This window comes from Dyadobacter sp. CY345 (assembly GCF_021502725.1).
GTDB lineage: Bacteria > Bacteroidota > Bacteroidia > Cytophagales > Spirosomataceae > Dyadobacter.
On sequence record NZ_JAKFFS010000001.1, the window covers coordinates 2196152 to 2212292 of the forward strand.

Sequence of the window (16141 nt, forward strand, 5' to 3'; positions counted from 1 at the left end):
AGTTTATTTCTCAAGATTCAAAGTAGCAGTTTCAGGCAACCCTGAATTATTTTTTTGCTTCTTATATTGAAACCTCATTTCTATATTTTTGTAGGTCCAGGAGGATACCAGATAAATGATCAGGAAATTTAAAATGAAAAGATACGAATAAGCAGTTGGCGGGAATTTAAGAATTCTGATAAATAGTACGTTAAACAGGCTGATCAGCAGTGCGTGTGACATATAGATGGAATAGGAATACTGACCGAGTTTTTTCAATATTCCGATGTTTTTTAATTGTTCTGATATCAAACCTTTTTGGAAGGAAAAAATATAAACACAAGCAAAAAATAAGATTTCAAAGATAATTCCCCAAGGCTTCAGAAGATCACCATTCGTGATGCAAAAAATAATAATGACCAGCGATATGATCTCGGCGATCGTAAAAAAGCCTACTGATAACACCCGAACGTTTTGATTTGTTTTGTCGAAAACACTGAAGCAAACTACGCCAGTGAAAAATCCTAGTATGCCGCGCAGAAAGCCATAATTGAAACTATAATTGATTTGGAAACTATCCGAAACGAACCATAAACCGGCAATTGAAATGATGATAACAATACCGAAATAGAGATTGCGCCGTAAAGACTGATTGGATAAATAAAGGATTAAGAGTAAACTTGCAAATACCACATAGGATATCATTTCTGCACTGATCGACCAACTTGGTATGTTCCAGCTAACGTCTTTGACACCAGGGATCGGGGTGGAGTTTATCAGAAAAAGTGAAGTGAAAAACGTAATGATATTGTTGGCGGGATTTTCAAGATTATTTACCTTAATGTAAGGGTTAAGCAGATTTTTGGCAACTTCCATTCCCGCAAATGCGATCAGCATTATAAAATGAAGCGGGTAAATCCGATAAATTCTTTTAGTCAAAAATAGTCTGAATTGCTGCCAGTTCTCCATGCTTTTATAACTGTAAGCGATCACAAATCCGCTCAATACAAAGAAAAAATCAACAAACATGTCCGAGTTTTCGATAAAACTATTGTTTATTATGGGTGTCTCGGCAAAGGGGCCCAGGTGAAAAAGGAAAACCATGGATGCGAAAATACCCCGAAACATGTCTAATACTTCAAATCTGTGTTTTTGATTAAGTAAAGTGTTCATTCATAATATTTAAATGTCACGCTGAAAATATTTTTTTTGGTATTTGGATCATATAGATATCGAAATTCTTCGGCAGCCTTCGCGATGATCATCAGTCCAAAATGTTCACTGGTCGTAATCAAAAGTTGGGGCATTTCAACATCTTCCACTTCTTTTACGACAAATTCAGCGCTCAGTTCAGATCGGACCATTACCTGCAAAGAATCCATTCCGTTTTGGTATACTTCAAATTGCTGATGTGACTCAAAATCTTCTAATGGCCAGACCAGCAGTTTTTCGCCACTGTTAACCAGCAGCTTTAATGGGTTTCCACGGTCTTCCTTTTCAATCGTCAAAGAACTTTGAATTAAGGTTATTAGCAGAAAGCTCTCGTCTGTGCCGGCATGTTTAGTACCATTAATCAGTAACTCGGTTAATGCCCATTTTATCCGCGCCAAAATTTCTGACGACACAGGTACCAAATCCTTCGGCTCTTCAATAAATTCAACACAATTTCTTACCACCGAAGCAACGTCTTCCGCCTTGTTTGAGAACACAAAAGACTTACTATACCCGTTATTTTTCATGCATTAATTTAACATTTCCATTGCCTGATTAAAATCCTTGTAAATTTTAAACACTTTATCCATTCGAATCAACGTAAGCAGATTTTTGACGTCGGGCTTTAATGATACAAGGTAAATGTCTGTTTTTCTGGGCATTGCATATTTCAGCGCAACGACTAAACTTCCCAGAAATGAGCTGTCTATATAGTTTACGTTTTCAAAACTGACAATAACCAGACTTGCGCCGTTGGCAACAAGCGTTATCATTTCTTCCTTAAATTGATCAGCATTTGAAAGACTTGCTTCGTCTGTTAAAATTGTCGCCTGAACGACTTTGTCGATTTGATTAACCTGAAGTATCATGATGGGTTATTGTTTTTCGATAAAAATTATACTTGCGTCGTCCATTTGGTTACTATCATTGATCTGATCTAAAACATGCGTCCTGATCAAGTCAAAACTTTTTAACTTACCTAGGTATGGTTTTATTTTTTCTACGAAAAAAGGATAATCACTCTTTTTGGAATTGTTTGATGGGATATCTATCATGCCATCTGTAAATATCGCCAGTTGATCGCCGGACTTCATTTGAATAAATTGTTCATCATAAAATCCATCTTCCAAAAGTCCTAATAAAAGGCCGCCCGAGAGAACGGTGGCTGCGTTACCGTTCTCCGCATTGAAACTTATCAGAGGTAAATCTCCAGCCCCGGTATAAGATACTTGGCCCGTTTGACTGTCCAGAAGGAGCAGCGAAAGGCTCGATAAAATATTTTGCAGGCTTTCGTCCAGGCAAACCAACTTGTTTATTTTTTGAACAATGGTGTTTAATGCGAGATCATTATCAAGCACGCAAAACCTGATTGCAGCACGGATATAACTTAGAAACCCGAATGTGAAAAACCATGCTTTCCATTTCTTTCCCATAATATCACCCAGAAGTGCGAAGCAGTAGCGTTCGTCGACTTTGATGAAATCAATAAAATCGCCACCCGGATATCCAAGGTATCCTCTATGCCAAAAGTGCACTTTAAAACTTTGCAATTCCGGGCTTCGTTCCGGGACTGACTTTACGTTTAAGGTCTCAGCTGCTATGCGTAATTCGCGGATGGAACGTATGTGTTCATTTTCAAGCGACTTGATGATATTATTCAGCTTAGAAATGATGACGGGAATCGGCGTTTCCTTATTGATATAATCTAACGCATTCATATTCAGTCCTTCGAGCATCATCGAGTCGTCCGTAAACGAGGTCAGAAACACGAACGGGATATCACGAATATTCGGGTTAAGTAAAACGGTCTGTCTAAAATCGAAGCCGTTGATTTCAGGCATATCATAATCTGACAAGATCAGATCTGGCATTTCCTTTTCCAGCAATTTCAGCGCTTCGATTGCAGAATCAGAGAGCAGACATGTGTAACCCGCTCGTTTCAAAGCTGATTCTATAACTTTTCTGAAAAGTAGATTATCTTCTACAATCAGAATCGTTCTTACTTTTGTAGGAGTTTCGGGGAAGGCGATCATTTCTTATTGAAATTTAGAACAAACAATAGAACTCCGCCGAAAATAATTAACAACGAAACCAGATCCATGATCGTTACGCCGTCATTTGCATTAAAATAAAATACAGTGAAAAGCTCAAAACTTGGCGGTGCCGGCATTATGATCATTGCAAAACCTACTACAATTAATAATAGGGCCAGAATAAACATGACACCTTTTTGTACTGCATTTTTCTTGATGTAATTCTTACTTATTTCACTATCAATTTTTGTTTCTGACAACAGTTTTTCCAATCCTTCCAATAATTCTTCCCGCGACAAATTATTGTCCTGGTCAAGTGTGGCGAAAGGTTCGAGCTGTTTTGGCGTGAACAATGACCTCTGAAACGCATCTGCAATTTGCTGCTGATAGCGTTTGGAACTCATACTGTCGACGCTTGTTTTGTCAATTACTGCAATTAATTCACTCACTTTTTGTTCCAAAGCAATATTTCCGTCGCCATTTGCCGGCGACTTTGAAGTCGGAATATTATTGATGTCTGGTAAGCGAGTTATTTTCACTTTTTTTACAATTGATTACACTTTCATTAGTTTGAAGGGTGCCCAGGATGCTTTTTGGTCAAAAAACACAGCCGCGAGACAAATTTTGTTTAAAGCTATGTTTTTATTGTTAATTTTGAAATACTTCTACAAATCATTGAAATTAATTCTTCAATTTTATAGATAATAATTCGATACAGTTCGACCTGATGAAAAGAGTTTCTATTGTTACTGTTAATTTTAATCAACCAAAGGTTACAGAAGATTTACTCAGATCGCTGACGGAGGTAAATACCTATCCTAATCTGGAAATTATAGTTGTTGATAATGGGAGTAAAGATAACTGGGTTCCTGATTGGCAAAAAAGATACGAAGACGTCACATTTATTCGATCAGAGCTGAACACCGGGTTTGCAGGCGGAAATAATATCGGCTTGAAAGTCGCAGCAGGAGATTACTATTTTCTGATTAATAATGATACAGAAGTAACCGCGGATCTTATCGGAAAGCTAGTGGGAACGCTGGAAGAAAATCCGAAAATTGGTGTTGTCTCGCCAAAAATTCACTATTTCGATCAGCCCGGAATGCTCCAATATGCAGGATATACAAAAATGAATTATTTCACGGCCAGAAATGCCTGCATAGGGCAGTTTGAAGAAGATCGAGGACAATTTGATTCCCTAACTGGCGCAACTGGATATGCGCACGGCGCTGCAATGATGCTTTCCAAAGCTGCGGTGGAGAAAGCGGGTTTCATGGCAGAAAATTATTTCCTATACTACGAAGAGCTGGATTGGTGCGAACGTATTCGAAGGGCTGGTTATGAAATTCATGTCAATTTACAGGCTTTGATTTATCATAAGGAATCAGTTTCTGTTGGCAAGCGATCGACGCTGAAAGAATTTTTTATGACTAGAAACAGGATTCTGTTCATTCGGAAAAATACGCCAACTACCACTTTTGCTATTTTCTGTGTATACTTTTTTTTGATGGTGATACCGAGAAATCTATTCGGTTATATAAAAAATAAGGAGTTCAACTTTATTCCTTTTTTCTTAAAGGCGATTCTCTGGCACTTCTCGAATTCTGTCGATAGTAAAAATCTAGGCTACCCCGTCAAATTTTAAAATATGAAAATCCTCTTTTGGCTTAGTTTATTTATTATTTTTTACACCTTTCTCGGTTACGGAATTCTACTTTTTTTTCTTGTTAAGCTTAGGAGATTTTTTAAAGGTAGGCGGCTTATTCCAAGTTTAGATCAGGATTTTCCCACGCTGACTCTGATTGTGGCAGCTTACAATGAGGAGGACCTGATTTTGGAAAAAATTGCTAACACGCTGAGCCTTAATTATCCAAAAGACAAGCTGAATCTATTGTTTATTACAGACGGATCTTCAGATAGAACGCCTGATTTAATTGGTGGGTTTGCTGATATAAAACTCATGCACTCCCCGGAACGAAATGGGAAAATTCATGCGATTCATCGTGCAATGTACGAAGTTGATACGGAGGTTGTAGTATTTACGGACGCCAATACTTTCTTGAACAAAGATGCGCTGTTGTTAATTGCAAGACATTATGCAGACCCGAAAGTAGGAGCAGTGTCGGGTGAGAAACGAGTTTTGCAGGACGATGTCTCAGATGCAACTGCGGGAGAGGGGTTTTATTGGAAATACGAATCAACTTTGAAGAAATGGGATTCTGAGCTGTATTCTGTCGTAGGAGCTGCAGGAGAATTATTTAGTGTCAGGCGCTCGCTTTATGAGCAGGTTGAGGCGGATACGATTCTGGACGATTTCATGATTTCCATGCTGATCGCGCAGAAGGGATACCGTATCATTTACGAACCGGAAGCTTATGCGTCGGAGCTGTCTTCGGATAATATAAAAGAGGAATTAAAGCGGAAAGTAAGGATTGCGGCTGGTGGAATTCAGTCAATTCTTAGGCTGAAAAAGTTGTTTCTGCCATTCAGTTTTCCTTTGTTATGGTTTCAGTATATCAGCCACCGTGTTCTTCGATGGACCGTCACACCATTTTTAATGATTCTGGTCTTTATTTTAAATTTTATCATTTGTTTTCAGGATCCATCAATTATATACTTCCTCATCATGGCTGGACAAGTGCTTTTCTATGGGGGAGCGTTGGCAGGTTGGGTTTTGGAGAAGCGTAAAATAAAAGTGAAAGCCTTATTCGTTCCTTACTATTTTTGTGTAATGAACTACGCCGTGATAGCAGGAATTAATAGATATTATAAAGGCAGCCAAAGCGCAGCCTGGGAGAAAGCCAAAAGAAAAACCGCTTAAAAACTAAAAGCCTCTGAACTCCCTTGAGAATTTCAGAGGCCTAGCTAATGTTATAAGTTATCAGGAAGCGAGGTGCCCTAGCTTTTCAGCTTCCTCCTCCAGGATTGGAATAATACGCTCAACATCCTCGTTGATCCGAAGATAATGGGCAACAATTTCCTTTGTTTCAACTTCATTATGAATATCACGTTCCAGAGCTTCCACTTTCAGTCGGATACCCGTTAGCCCTGCCATTGTAAAGGATGGCTTTATCCCGTGAACTACACTGGCAGCTTCTGCGATGTTTTCCTCTTCAATAAGTGATTTTAAACTTTTCCACCTAGGTAAAGAGTCCGAAAGGAATGCTTCAAATATTATTTGTATTATAGACGCGTCATCACCATAAATTTGACTTAGGTAATTAACGTCGAGTGCGGGGTTAAGAGATAGAGCCATTCAGATATTTCTTTGGAATTATATGGGTGTTAAAATGATTTCAAAACTTTTGAACAATTGTAACGAATATCTTAACTTTTTTCTACAACAGAAATAACAATATAGAATACATTATAATGTAAAGTTATAAGTACTTCTCTAAATCTCTCGTAATACTACCTAAAATCGCCGCTTGAAATTAGGACTGCCCTGATCCACAATTAGTTTCCCCGCCAGTTTTTAAGGTTTCACCTCAGTTTCTTTTTCTTCCTCTTTTTTTAATTCTTCCTTAGCTTTTTCTTCATTCTTGTCTTTTTTCTTGAAATATCTTCTAAATAAAAAGTTCTGACGAAGAGCAAGCATGTTTTCATCTAATTTTGCTGTGCTTGTTTCAAGATTTTGAATCGTGTTTTTCAAATTTGACGCGGTGCCTTCATCATGAAGCAAAACACCCATCGGGCTTTTCGTATTAGAATTTATATCAGCACTTGCTGTTTTTAAATTATTTACCATTGTGTTGGCCGAAGCAACCGTTTCGTTCAAACGAACCATGGTTGCTCTAACGTCACGCATGATAATAGTATCAGTCGCCAGGTCATTTGCCAAACCACCTTTTTGATTCAATTTGGCTCCGTAGGAAGACAATGCCGCCGTAAGATTCTGCGCATTCATAGATGCTTTCTTCAATCCCGCCATCGTAGCGTCCACGTCCCGATATAATTTGTCGTCATTTAAAAGCATACCAACCGTTCCTCTTCCTTCAAGAACATTCTTACTGATTTTCTTAAAAGCATCAGTAATGGATAAAAGATTTTTGTTGTTTTCAGACAACACGCTCAACATTTCTTCAGTGCTTTCAACCTTTGCAACAGCCAATTGATCACCATCTTCTATGGACGGCACTTTCTGAGTTCCTCCGTAGATTACAATAATTTTATTACCAATTAGTCCATCTGTACTGACTTTCGCCAATGCATTTTTTCTGATAAATTCCTGGGATTTTTCTTCGATATTCATCATCACCTCAACTTGTGAGTTTGGGAGAAATCGAAGCGACTTTACAGTCCCGATTTTTACACCCGAATACCAGATATTGTTGCCGGCTTTCAAACCATTAACATCTTCAAAAATCGTTTTGACCGTTATATTGGATGAAAATACTTTTTTCATACTCCCGATCGTAAGAATTCCGGCGAGTAAAATGACCAGTCCGACTATCACGAAAAGGCCTACTACAACGGAGCGTTTTCTATTGCTTGTTTCCATTACTATTGAATAAAATTATAATCGTAAAAACTTTTAACTCTTTCTTCATTTGAAGCAAAGACTTCTTCAAAAGTGCCCGTCATCGCAAACTTGCCATCCAGTAACATCGCAAGTCTGTCGCCGGTTTGTCGTGCACAGGTTAGATCGTGGGTAATAATAATTGCAGAGGTGTGATATTTTTCCTTCACCTCATTGATTAATTCATTGATTTCGATACATGTGATCGGATCGAGTCCGGCCGTCGGTTCATCATATAACATGATTTCAGGCTGCAAGATCAGCGTACGGGCAATACCAATGCGTTTACGCTGTCCACCGGAAAGCTGCGATGGAACCTGGTTGATTGTCTGCGATAACCCGACAGATTCCAATACTGATTCAACCTGGTCTTTCACCTCAGCCTTGGAAAGATTTGCAACATTTCTCACCAAAGGAAATTCAAGATTTTCCCGCACCGTCATACTATCATACAACGCACTATTCTGAAACGAAAAACCAATTTTTCTACGGAGCTCATTCAGTGTTTTGCCCTGAAGGTCTGAAACTTCCTGACCAAGTACATTTACAGTTCCTTTATCCTGAAGAAGTAACCCGACGATTATTTTAATCAAAACCGATTTTCCGGTTCCTGACCGCCCAAGCACGACAACATTTTCACCTTTGAATACATCCAGGTCCACTCCATTCAAAACATGCAAGTCGCCAAACGACTTATACACGTCCCGGATTGAAATGATTGGATCTTCCTGATTTGTATTTTCTGACATACAATTCTAACCTCTGAAATAATTAGATACCTGAACTATAATAACCTCTTCAATAAAAATTAAAAACATAGAAAGAACAACCGAAGTGTTCGCTGCTTTTCCAACACCTTCGGTTCCTTTGGTGGCGTTATAACCCTGGTAACAACCTACCATTCCGATTGTGAAACCGTATGCAACTGCCTTGGCAACTGAGGTTCCAAGATCCAGGAAAGTTATCTGCTCAAATGCTTTTTCAAGGAATGCTACGCCGCTGGTTCCTTCGTTCAAGTAAACGTTTAGGAATGCTCCAAGCAAACCAACCAGCGTACAATAGAACATAAGTAATGGAATTGTAATGGTTGAAGCCAGTACCCGTGTCACAACCAAAAACTTGAAAGGATTGATTGCGGAAACTTCCATAGCGTCAATCTGCTCCGTAACGCGCATCGAACCAAGTTCTGCACCAATACTGGAACCCACTTTCCCGGCACTAATCAATGCAGTTACCAATGCAGCCAAGGCTCTTACAATCGCAATGGAAACCAGCGAAGGGAGCCATGATGTCGCCCCAAACTCCGCCAACGATGGTCTGGATTGTTTTGTAAATACCATTCCGGTAATGAAACCGGTCATCCCTATAAGCATTAGGGATTTGTAACCAATTGCATAACATTGCTTGACCAATTCCTGAAATTCCATCCGCCCACGAAAGGCTTCTACGAAAAAGCGGATAAAAAACTTATAGCCGTTGTATACTGATAGAAAGGCGTGATCTAAATTTTTTGTAAAAACATGTTCTTTTGGCTTCGTGCTCATCAAAAATTGTGCAAAAGTTGATAACCTATATTATGGTATTAAATGATTTGGCCGTAATTTTTTTGTCAAAATTGTGCGATTCTGGTATATCGAAGCACCTTCAACGTTTAGTGTATGAGTCATAGCAAAAATTATTCCATGCACTTCATTTTATCCAATAATTGTGAAATAAGATTAATAAAAGAAATGATCTATGATGCGCCGAGTGGTTAATTTTACTCCATGTACTCAATTTTTGAATCATGACGAAAGTCTTCGGCGAGAGGATATTCTAAAATTCCTTAATAAAACATACGACAGATAATCCTGAAATTCAGAATGTTTTGTTAGCATAAGTATCGAATGTCGTTGTGAGATTTGAATCTGTGCGTCGATCAGCCAAATATTTTAAAGAAGGAAAAAGTAATAATTCGGCATAGGAATAAATTTTCATTCCTATGCCGGACAATTATTTTAAAGGCAGCGGTTTCACACCCTCGTTCGTGATGATTACAGGATTGATCATGCCTTTTTCATCGAATGTCATTAAATCTACACAGGTTACACGGTGATTCCCATCAGTTTCAGTGAGTGGGCGGCGGTGATAGACAATATACCACTCGTCTTTTCCGGGAATTTGTATAACGGAATGATGACCTGCCCCGGTTGCAACTTTCGGATCCTGCTGAAGAATTTTCCCAATTCTTTCAAACGGACCAAACGGAGAATCAGCGATTGCATAGGCCACCGAGTAGTTGGGTCCCGTCCAACCACCTTCTGACCACATAAAATAATATTTTCCATTACGGATAAACATAAACGGTCCTTCAACATAACTTGCCGGCGTTATTTCCTTAAAAATTTTTCCGTCTTCAAAGGGAATAAATCCTGTAAAATCGTTTTTCAGTTTGGCCACGTTACAATGTTTCCAACCACCGTAGTAAAGGTAGTATTGTCCGTCTTTATCCTTAAAAACAAACTGGTCGATAGGTTGAGCGCCATTGTGGAATTTGTCTATCAGCGGTTTTCCCAGATAATCTTTGAACGGGCCCTCTGGTTTGTCGGATACAGCCACGCCAATTCCACCCGATTCGTTGTCGCTTTGAATATCGTTAGCTCCGAAAAACATGTAGTATTTTTTATCTTTCTCTATAATGGAAGGAGCCCAGACTGCTTTTTTAGCCCATTTTACGTTCAAGGTGTCTAGAACTCTATCGTGTTTCTTCCAGGTTACCAGGTCTTTTGAAGAAAATGCGTCAAAGAAAACCTGGTCTTTATAAGGCGCAGAAAAAGTAGGGTAGATCCAATACTCCTTTCCTCCCTTCGGACTATTGAAGATAATTCCCTCAGGATCGGCATACCAGCCTGGAAATACCGGATTGCCGGAAGTCGTTTTGGCTTTCTGGGCGTATGAAGAAATTGAAATAATGACAAGGATGACTAACAAGAATTGTTTTTTCATATGTAGTTTTTTGATGCAAGATAAGCGCACTGTTAAGGAATTCAAATACTATACTATTTAACAGACCATTTAATAATCGTTTCCGGCTCCACCACCACCAAAGTTTCCACCGCCGAATTTAACCGAATCTGCTTCCGGAGCCTGGCCAAATTGATTGGCGATCAGTAAAGCCTCCAGATTAGCCAGCTTTCTTTTTTCAGAAACATCATCGGAAATACCGAATCGTGGGGTTTTCAAATAATGTATAATCAACAAACTGAACAGGATCAGTACGGAACCGGCGATGCATAAAATAATTTCGATAGCAAGCATATCAAAGTAGTATCGAAAAGTGAAACAAGAAAATGCGACAGCCAGAAGACCAACGACCAGAAAAATACGGTCTTTACTTTTAAGTCCTTTTAAACAGTAGAAAAGCGGTATCGCGGCAGTGAATATGTAGAAAACTATCGCAAACGGGATTTCTGGCGCATTGTTGGTTGCGAGATCTGCAAGTAACGCATTTCCTTGCCTGACGATATAATAATTTCCTCCCAGGTAGAAAGTAATCAGGACAACTATTTTGATCAGTTTCTGACACTCTTGATAATAAAGGCTCTCTATTTTTTTGTTTAATAAATAAACGGCTGCGGACAAAATCATGATGGCAAATGGCAACAGCGATTTACCAATGGGAAATTTGATCAAAAAAGAGGCAAAGAGAACAAAAACGGATGTTATTGTAATGAATACTGTAAAAAGGTCGGCATAACGTAATGAAGTAATGCCATTGACTAGCAGCACAAACAAACAATATTGCCAAAATTCCAGACCCTCAAATAATACTAAGAGGAAGGTAATTACGGCTAGATTGGCCATATAAAGAAGGGCATTGTCGATACCTGAATGAAACAGTTTACGTTCCTTGATTAAAAATTCAAGGACAAAATAGTAGCAAACAGCACTGATCAGACATAGAATGGCAAAAGTTTTATTTCCCGCACTTTCAAAAAAAAATAACGAAAGAAAACCTGCAAAAAAGCTGCCGCCAAATATTGTAAAAAGAAATAATCCAATTTTAACAAATATTCCCGGCCTGTAAAACGACTCAGGATAAGTGGCTTCAACTTGATCGATCTGCCCGTCGGTCAATAAATTATTTTTCGACCAGGAACGTGCAGTACTCTGAATGAACAAATTTTGAACCCAGGATTCGTTATAACCTTTTTTCATTTTTTAAGTCCTAAGATTTTTTTGACATTCAACAGGAAAAACAGCACACCGACGCTGCTGAGCATAAAATAATAGATACTAAATGCGGCTAAAATTGTGTCGGGGAGATATGCGAAGAGCGAATAACTAATCAGAAAATATCCATAGATAACGCCCATAAGGAGAAATATGAGCGACTGAGAATTTCTTGCATAATATACCAGAAACAAACATAACATCGCAACTATTAGCAAATAGACGATTTTAAATTCTTGATTAAATACCCCCGTCAGCCCGGTAACAGCGGCCAGATTTCCGCCCAGAATAAGATAAGTAAAAGCAAAATGTTTTTTCAAATTTCTTGTTTCAGATAGCCAACCGATCAGGCAAAGGGCTAGACCGAGAATGGTTCCGGTGGCGATAAGTCCGGGAGAGCTGAAATCATTTTTTGTCAAAATAGACATAGGAGATATAGTGATTCCCAACCAGGAAGCGAGTCCGGTTATGGCCATTGACAAGACGCCTCGATGATCAAATCGGTATGCAAGTAAAAAGAATAGCAGAGTTGGAATGAATATTGCTATACCATAACGCGTACCAAAAAAATTATATTGGAATTGCAGGTAACCTTCCAGAATAAGGAAAAGCGTACAGCCAAATAGTAGGGAGTAATCGCCATATTTGGTGGTTTGGTTTATTTCTGACCATTGAAAGGGTTGCCTGGTTTTATAGACGTAATAGAAACAAGTGGCAATCAGTGCCGAAATGACGGTAATAATTGCCTGATGTCCAATGGTATCGATGTTTTCATAGACAAGAATTCCCAGACCGGAGGTTAGCAGCGATATGCCAAGATATAAAATTGAACGAAGTTCCCAGTGAATGGAAAACGGTTTTTGCGTTTCAAATTCCAGGATCTTTTCGGCTTGTTGTCTTGGAATAATTTCTTTTAAAATAAGACTTTCAAGTATTGATTTGGTATTCATCGGCTTTCAAGGTGGGGGAGAATCAGGATATAATTTATAAAGATAATTGATTCTTGGAATCTGTATATTGCCCGTAAATAAGTAGTCGCATATGAAGTTATTTAAGTGCAGTAATTGCAGCCACGCCGTTTATTTCGAAAACATTTACTGTCAGTATTGTCATTCTTCCCTGGGTTTTGAAACGCAGGAACTCAATCTTTATGCGCTTAAACCTGAAAGTAACAGAAATTACAAGCTTATAAATGGTTCTGAAAATCAGAAAGCCTACAAATATTGTCAAAATCATGGCTACAATGTCTGCAACTGGCTTGTGCCGGTTGGCAGTAATTCTGTTTTTTGTAAAGCTTGTGAATTGAACCGGACAATTCCATATTTAGGACAAAAGGATGATTACGACAAGTGGTATCGTGTTGAAACAGCTAAACGAAGGCTGATACATTCGCTACTTCGATTTGGATTGGAAGTTAAGAGCAAGAGCGCTGCTTCATTCGGCGGCATTATGTTTGACTTTCTTTCGGACCGGAATGTTACAGATGGAAACCGCGTCCTAACCGGACATGATAATGGTTTGATTACCATGAATATAGACGAAGCGGATGATATTTATCGGGAAATGTCCCGAAATCAAATGAATGAAGTTTACCGTACACTTCTCGGACACTTTCGGCACGAAATCGGGCATTATTATTGGGATATTCTCATCGGGCGAAGTTCAAAAATTATTGAGTTTCGTAATCTTTTTGGAGACGAACGCGCTGATTATGGTTATGCTTTACAACAGTATTATTCCAATAATACTTCAAAGATCTGGAAGAAGCATTTTATTAGTAAATATGCCAGCGCACACCCTTGGGAAGACTGGGCAGAGACGTGGGCACATTACATGCATATTGTAGATACTCTGGAAACAGCCGACTCATTTGGGTTAAATGTGCAGCCCAAAGTAACGACCGGAGCCATGAAAACATCTTTTGTCGATCCCTACTCAGTTGCGGATTTTGACAACATTATTGACATGTGGCTCCCGCTAACGTTTGCCATGAACAGCCTTAACAGAAGTATGGGACTACGCGATTTATATCCTTTTGTAATCAGTAAAACGATCAAGGAAAAATTACGGTTTATACACCAGATCGTAAAGGAAGCTGGCAGCAATCGGCAGCAGCAATACTAATTACGCATCTAAAACCTTAGAACGAAATTCTCCTTTACCTGTTCTTTACGAAAAAACACCAGTCCAATCCAGAATAAATCGACGGTAAGTGTAACCTGAGGATGCGCTTTAATATATTCCCATGCCTGTGTCATTTCCTCCGACCAGTAAATATCATCGAAGATAAATAACGATTCGTTTTTCGCATGGGGGAGGCATTCTTCGAAATATCTTACCGTTGGTTCATAACGGTGATTTGCGTCAAAATAAGCATAATCCAACCCGTTTGTTAGTTTGCTTAATGTTGCTGGCAAAGTCTCATCAATATTTCCCAGCATGACTTCAATATTTTTAGCACCAGATTTTTCGAAATTTCTCCGGGCAATTTTTGCTGTTTCAGGGCATCCTTCAAATGATAAAATATGGGAGTCGGGTTTGGCTTTTGACATATATAATGTCGTCAAACCAAGCGATGTGCCCAATTCTAAAATACTTTTGGGTTGAAAGTGACGGATCAGCCGATGAAAAAGTTTTCCGAATTTTTCGGGCTTTTCTGCGTTTTTAGCAATTGTCTTTATTTTTCTTAGATTCGATTTGTTGATACGGGATCCTGCACCAAGGTCAAGAATTTCTATCGTTTCATTTGAAGCAAGCAATTCCTGACGCAGCAATTTTAGATTTTTATAGTCTGAGTGCGTTTCACTTTTATCCTTAATTACCTTCGTGTAGAGTTCAAACAAGAAGGGTGAGTGGATTGCGTGTTCATTCCCCGAGCGAAGGAGATACTTAAAATAAGAAGTAATCAATTTTGGTATTTTTTATTTTTAAATTCTTTCGGCTTTCACAGTTGGTGTGAAAGATTTTAATTAAGCCGGTATGGAACAACGAGTGAAAATGCGGGGATGATTACACGAAACTGGCGTCCGTCCAGCACTCTTTCCATTAGATAGGTACCTGACATTTTCCCAAGATCTGTACGTAAATTGCAGCCTGATACATATTCGTGTATATCGCCAGGTTCCAAAACAGGCTGTAAACCCACAATGCCTTCTCCTTCTACTTCTCTGACAGTTCCGTTAGCGTCGTATATTAACCAGTGCCTACGAAGCAATTTCACTGTATGCTCACTATGATTTTCAATGAGAATCTTGTAAGTAAACACAAAGTGATCCTGTCTCGGATTCGAATAATCCGGCTGATACTCAGTTAATACTGTGACTTTAACGCCGTCTGTTACTTTCGAAACCATATGCATTAAGGATATTGATCAAATATTCCAGCAGACAAAGCCTGGTGGTATGTCTTTTGTAAACTTCAATTTAAACGAAAATAGTCATCATTTAGTGATAAAACCAAATCAAAAAACAATTAATTTGGTTTTAAATTCAATAACAAAAAAGCATGGATGTTAAAATAGAAGAATCCTGGAAAAAACGACTGTCAGCGGAATTTGAAAAACCATACTTTGGTGCGCTGACTGATTTTGTAAAGCAGGAATACACAACAAAACAAATATTTCCACCCGCAAAACAGATTTTCAACGCCTTCAATCATTGCACATTTGACAACTGTAATGTTGTAATTTTAGGTCAGGATCCTTATCATGGATTTGGACAGGCAAACGGACTTTGTTTTTCGGTGAACGATGGTGTAAGAATGCCTCCATCGCTACTGAATATTTTTAAGGAAATTAAGGAAGATTTGGGAATTGATATTCCAAAATCAGGAAATCTGGAACGTTGGGCTGATCAGGGAGTTTTATTGCTCAACGCTACACTGACGGTCGAAGCAGGTCAGGCCGGTTCTCATCAGAATAAAGGTTGGGAGACGTTCACGAATGCTGTGATCAAATGTTTGTCTGACGAAAAAAAAGATCTGGTTTTTATGCTCTGGGGTAAATATGCTCAGGATAAAGGGAAAATCATCGATGAAAATAAACATCATGTTTTAAAAGCCAAACATCCCTCGCCAATGGCTGCAAATTACGGAGGGTGGTTCGGCTGTAAACATTTCAGTCAGGCCAATGATTATTTAAGCCAACGTGGGTTGAAACCAATTATCTGGTAATCGAAGGAACAAAAAA

General features: G+C 38.8%; 18 protein-coding genes. 4 read left to right on the plus strand and 14 right to left on the minus strand.

Features of this window, described 5'->3' with window-relative positions; genetic code table 11:
* Window positions 1–3: 3 nt before the first annotated feature.
* From L0657_RS09295 to L0657_RS09315, 5 genes are read right to left on the minus strand one after another with little or no spacing between them, the layout of a single operon-like run.
* Complete coding sequence (locus L0657_RS09295) at window positions 4–1152, minus strand: acyltransferase (protein ID WP_235150309.1); 1149 nt, start codon at window positions 1150–1152, stop codon at window positions 4–6.
* Window positions 1149–1718: an anti-sigma regulatory factor gene (locus L0657_RS09300; RefSeq protein WP_235150310.1), complete on the minus strand. Its 570-nt coding sequence runs from the start codon at window positions 1716–1718 to the stop codon at window positions 1149–1151. Before L0657_RS09300 ends, L0657_RS09295 begins: the two co-directional genes overlap by 4 nt.
* 3 nt (window positions 1719–1721) lie before the next feature.
* A complete protein-coding gene (locus L0657_RS09305; RefSeq protein ID WP_235150311.1) occupies window positions 1722–2060 on the minus strand; it encodes an STAS domain-containing protein in 339 nt (112 codons plus the stop codon).
* Between the two features lie 6 nt (window positions 2061–2066).
* Window positions 2067–3224 (minus strand): response regulator, encoded by a 1158-nt coding sequence (locus tag L0657_RS09310; RefSeq protein ID WP_235150312.1) that lies wholly within the window; start codon window positions 3222–3224, stop codon window positions 2067–2069.
* Window positions 3221–3763, minus strand: coding sequence for a hypothetical protein (locus L0657_RS09315; RefSeq protein WP_235150313.1), 543 nt, complete (start codon window positions 3761–3763; stop codon window positions 3221–3223). The genes L0657_RS09310 and L0657_RS09315 overlap by 4 nt, the downstream gene beginning before the upstream one ends.
* A gap of 188 nt (window positions 3764–3951) precedes the next feature.
* Here L0657_RS09315 and L0657_RS09320 point away from each other — a divergent pair, with 188 nt between their 5' ends.
* Together L0657_RS09320 and L0657_RS09325 are read left to right on the plus strand one after the other, a co-directional pair.
* A complete protein-coding gene (locus tag L0657_RS09320; protein ID WP_235150314.1) occupies window positions 3952–4869 on the plus strand; it encodes a glycosyltransferase family 2 protein in 918 nt (305 codons plus the stop codon).
* 3 nt (window positions 4870–4872) lie between these two features.
* Complete coding sequence (locus tag L0657_RS09325; RefSeq protein WP_235150315.1) at window positions 4873–6045, plus strand: glycosyltransferase family 2 protein; 1173 nt, start codon at window positions 4873–4875, stop codon at window positions 6043–6045.
* A gap of 60 nt (window positions 6046–6105) precedes the next feature.
* Here the strand turns inward: L0657_RS09325 and L0657_RS09330 are convergent, their stop codons facing one another.
* The 7 genes from L0657_RS09330 to L0657_RS09360 form a co-directional block, all read right to left on the minus strand.
* Window positions 6106–6480, minus strand: coding sequence for an Hpt domain-containing protein (locus L0657_RS09330; RefSeq protein WP_235150316.1), 375 nt, complete (start codon window positions 6478–6480; stop codon window positions 6106–6108).
* Between the two features lie 219 nt (window positions 6481–6699).
* Window positions 6700–7725 (minus strand): MlaD family protein, encoded by a 1026-nt coding sequence (locus L0657_RS09335; RefSeq protein ID WP_235150317.1) that lies wholly within the window; start codon window positions 7723–7725, stop codon window positions 6700–6702.
* A 2-nt stretch (window positions 7726–7727) separates the two neighbouring features.
* Window positions 7728–8492, minus strand: coding sequence for an ABC transporter ATP-binding protein (locus L0657_RS09340; RefSeq protein ID WP_235150318.1), 765 nt, complete (start codon window positions 8490–8492; stop codon window positions 7728–7730).
* Between the two features lie 6 nt (window positions 8493–8498).
* Entirely contained in the window at window positions 8499–9287 is a 789-nt protein-coding gene (locus tag L0657_RS09345) for an ABC transporter permease (protein WP_235150319.1), read from the minus strand.
* A 448-nt stretch (window positions 9288–9735) separates the two neighbouring features.
* On the minus strand, window positions 9736–10728 hold the full coding sequence (locus tag L0657_RS09350) for a glycoside hydrolase family 43 protein (RefSeq protein ID WP_235150320.1): 993 nt from the start codon (window positions 10726–10728) through the stop codon (window positions 9736–9738).
* Between the two features lie 69 nt (window positions 10729–10797).
* Window positions 10798–11940: a hypothetical protein gene (locus L0657_RS09355; RefSeq protein ID WP_235150321.1), complete on the minus strand. Its 1143-nt coding sequence runs from the start codon at window positions 11938–11940 to the stop codon at window positions 10798–10800.
* Window positions 11937–12905, minus strand: a complete 969-nt coding sequence (locus L0657_RS09360; RefSeq protein WP_235150322.1) for a DUF2157 domain-containing protein — start codon at window positions 12903–12905, stop codon at window positions 11937–11939. The genes L0657_RS09355 and L0657_RS09360 overlap by 4 nt, the downstream gene beginning before the upstream one ends.
* Window positions 12906–12996: 91 nt before the next feature.
* On the opposite strand from L0657_RS09360, the gene L0657_RS09365 reads away from it, so the two are divergent.
* Complete coding sequence (locus tag L0657_RS09365; protein WP_235150323.1) at window positions 12997–14079, plus strand: putative zinc-binding metallopeptidase; 1083 nt, start codon at window positions 12997–12999, stop codon at window positions 14077–14079.
* An 8-nt stretch (window positions 14080–14087) separates the two neighbouring features.
* Here L0657_RS09365 and L0657_RS09370 read toward each other — a convergent pair whose 3' ends face one another.
* Both L0657_RS09370 and apaG read right to left on the minus strand, forming a co-directional pair.
* Entirely contained in the window at window positions 14088–14864 is a 777-nt protein-coding gene (locus tag L0657_RS09370; RefSeq protein WP_235150324.1) for an O-methyltransferase, read from the minus strand.
* A gap of 56 nt (window positions 14865–14920) precedes the next feature.
* Window positions 14921–15307, minus strand: a complete 387-nt coding sequence (gene apaG, locus L0657_RS09375; protein WP_235150325.1) for a Co2+/Mg2+ efflux protein ApaG — start codon at window positions 15305–15307, stop codon at window positions 14921–14923.
* Between the two features lie 152 nt (window positions 15308–15459).
* Between apaG and ung the strand changes: the two genes are divergently transcribed.
* On the plus strand, window positions 15460–16125 hold the full coding sequence (gene ung, locus L0657_RS09380) for a uracil-DNA glycosylase (protein ID WP_235150326.1): 666 nt from the start codon (window positions 15460–15462) through the stop codon (window positions 16123–16125).
* Window positions 16126–16141 lie beyond the last annotated feature (16 nt).

Excerpts from the sequence above, each read along its gene's own strand:
- L0657_RS09320 (WP_235150314.1), top strand. The coding sequence starts at position 3,952 with ATGAAAAGAGTTTCTATTGTTACTGTTAATTTTAATCAACCAAAGGTT.
- L0657_RS09300 (WP_235150310.1), bottom strand. The coding sequence starts at position 1,718 with ATGAAAAATAACGGGTATAGTAAGTCTTTTGTGTTCTCAAACAAGGCG.
- L0657_RS09340 (WP_235150318.1), bottom strand. The coding sequence starts at position 8,492 with ATGTCAGAAAATACAAATCAGGAAGATCCAATCATTTCAATCCGGGAC.
- L0657_RS09295 (WP_235150309.1), bottom strand. The coding sequence starts at position 1,152 with ATGAACACTTTACTTAATCAAAAACACAGATTTGAAGTATTAGACATG.
- apaG (WP_235150325.1), bottom strand. The coding sequence starts at position 15,307 with ATGGTTTCGAAAGTAACAGACGGCGTTAAAGTCACAGTATTAACTGAG.
- L0657_RS09325 (WP_235150315.1), top strand. The coding sequence starts at position 4,873 with ATGAAAATCCTCTTTTGGCTTAGTTTATTTATTATTTTTTACACCTTT.
- L0657_RS09335 (WP_235150317.1), bottom strand. The coding sequence starts at position 7,725 with ATGGAAACAAGCAATAGAAAACGCTCCGTTGTAGTAGGCCTTTTCGTG.
- L0657_RS09305 (WP_235150311.1), bottom strand. The coding sequence starts at position 2,060 with ATGATACTTCAGGTTAATCAAATCGACAAAGTCGTTCAGGCGACAATT.
- L0657_RS09330 (WP_235150316.1), bottom strand. The coding sequence starts at position 6,480 with ATGGCTCTATCTCTTAACCCCGCACTCGACGTTAATTACCTAAGTCAA.
- L0657_RS09345 (WP_235150319.1), bottom strand. The coding sequence starts at position 9,287 with ATGAGCACGAAGCCAAAAGAACATGTTTTTACAAAAAATTTAGATCAC.
- L0657_RS09355 (WP_235150321.1), bottom strand. The coding sequence starts at position 11,940 with ATGAAAAAAGGTTATAACGAATCCTGGGTTCAAAATTTGTTCATTCAG.
- L0657_RS09310 (WP_235150312.1), bottom strand. The coding sequence starts at position 3,224 with ATGATCGCCTTCCCCGAAACTCCTACAAAAGTAAGAACGATTCTGATT.
- L0657_RS09360 (WP_235150322.1), bottom strand. The coding sequence starts at position 12,905 with ATGAATACCAAATCAATACTTGAAAGTCTTATTTTAAAAGAAATTATT.
- L0657_RS09350 (WP_235150320.1), bottom strand. The coding sequence starts at position 10,728 with ATGAAAAAACAATTCTTGTTAGTCATCCTTGTCATTATTTCAATTTCT.
- L0657_RS09365 (WP_235150323.1), top strand. The coding sequence starts at position 12,997 with ATGAAGTTATTTAAGTGCAGTAATTGCAGCCACGCCGTTTATTTCGAA.
- ung (WP_235150326.1), top strand. The coding sequence starts at position 15,460 with ATGGATGTTAAAATAGAAGAATCCTGGAAAAAACGACTGTCAGCGGAA.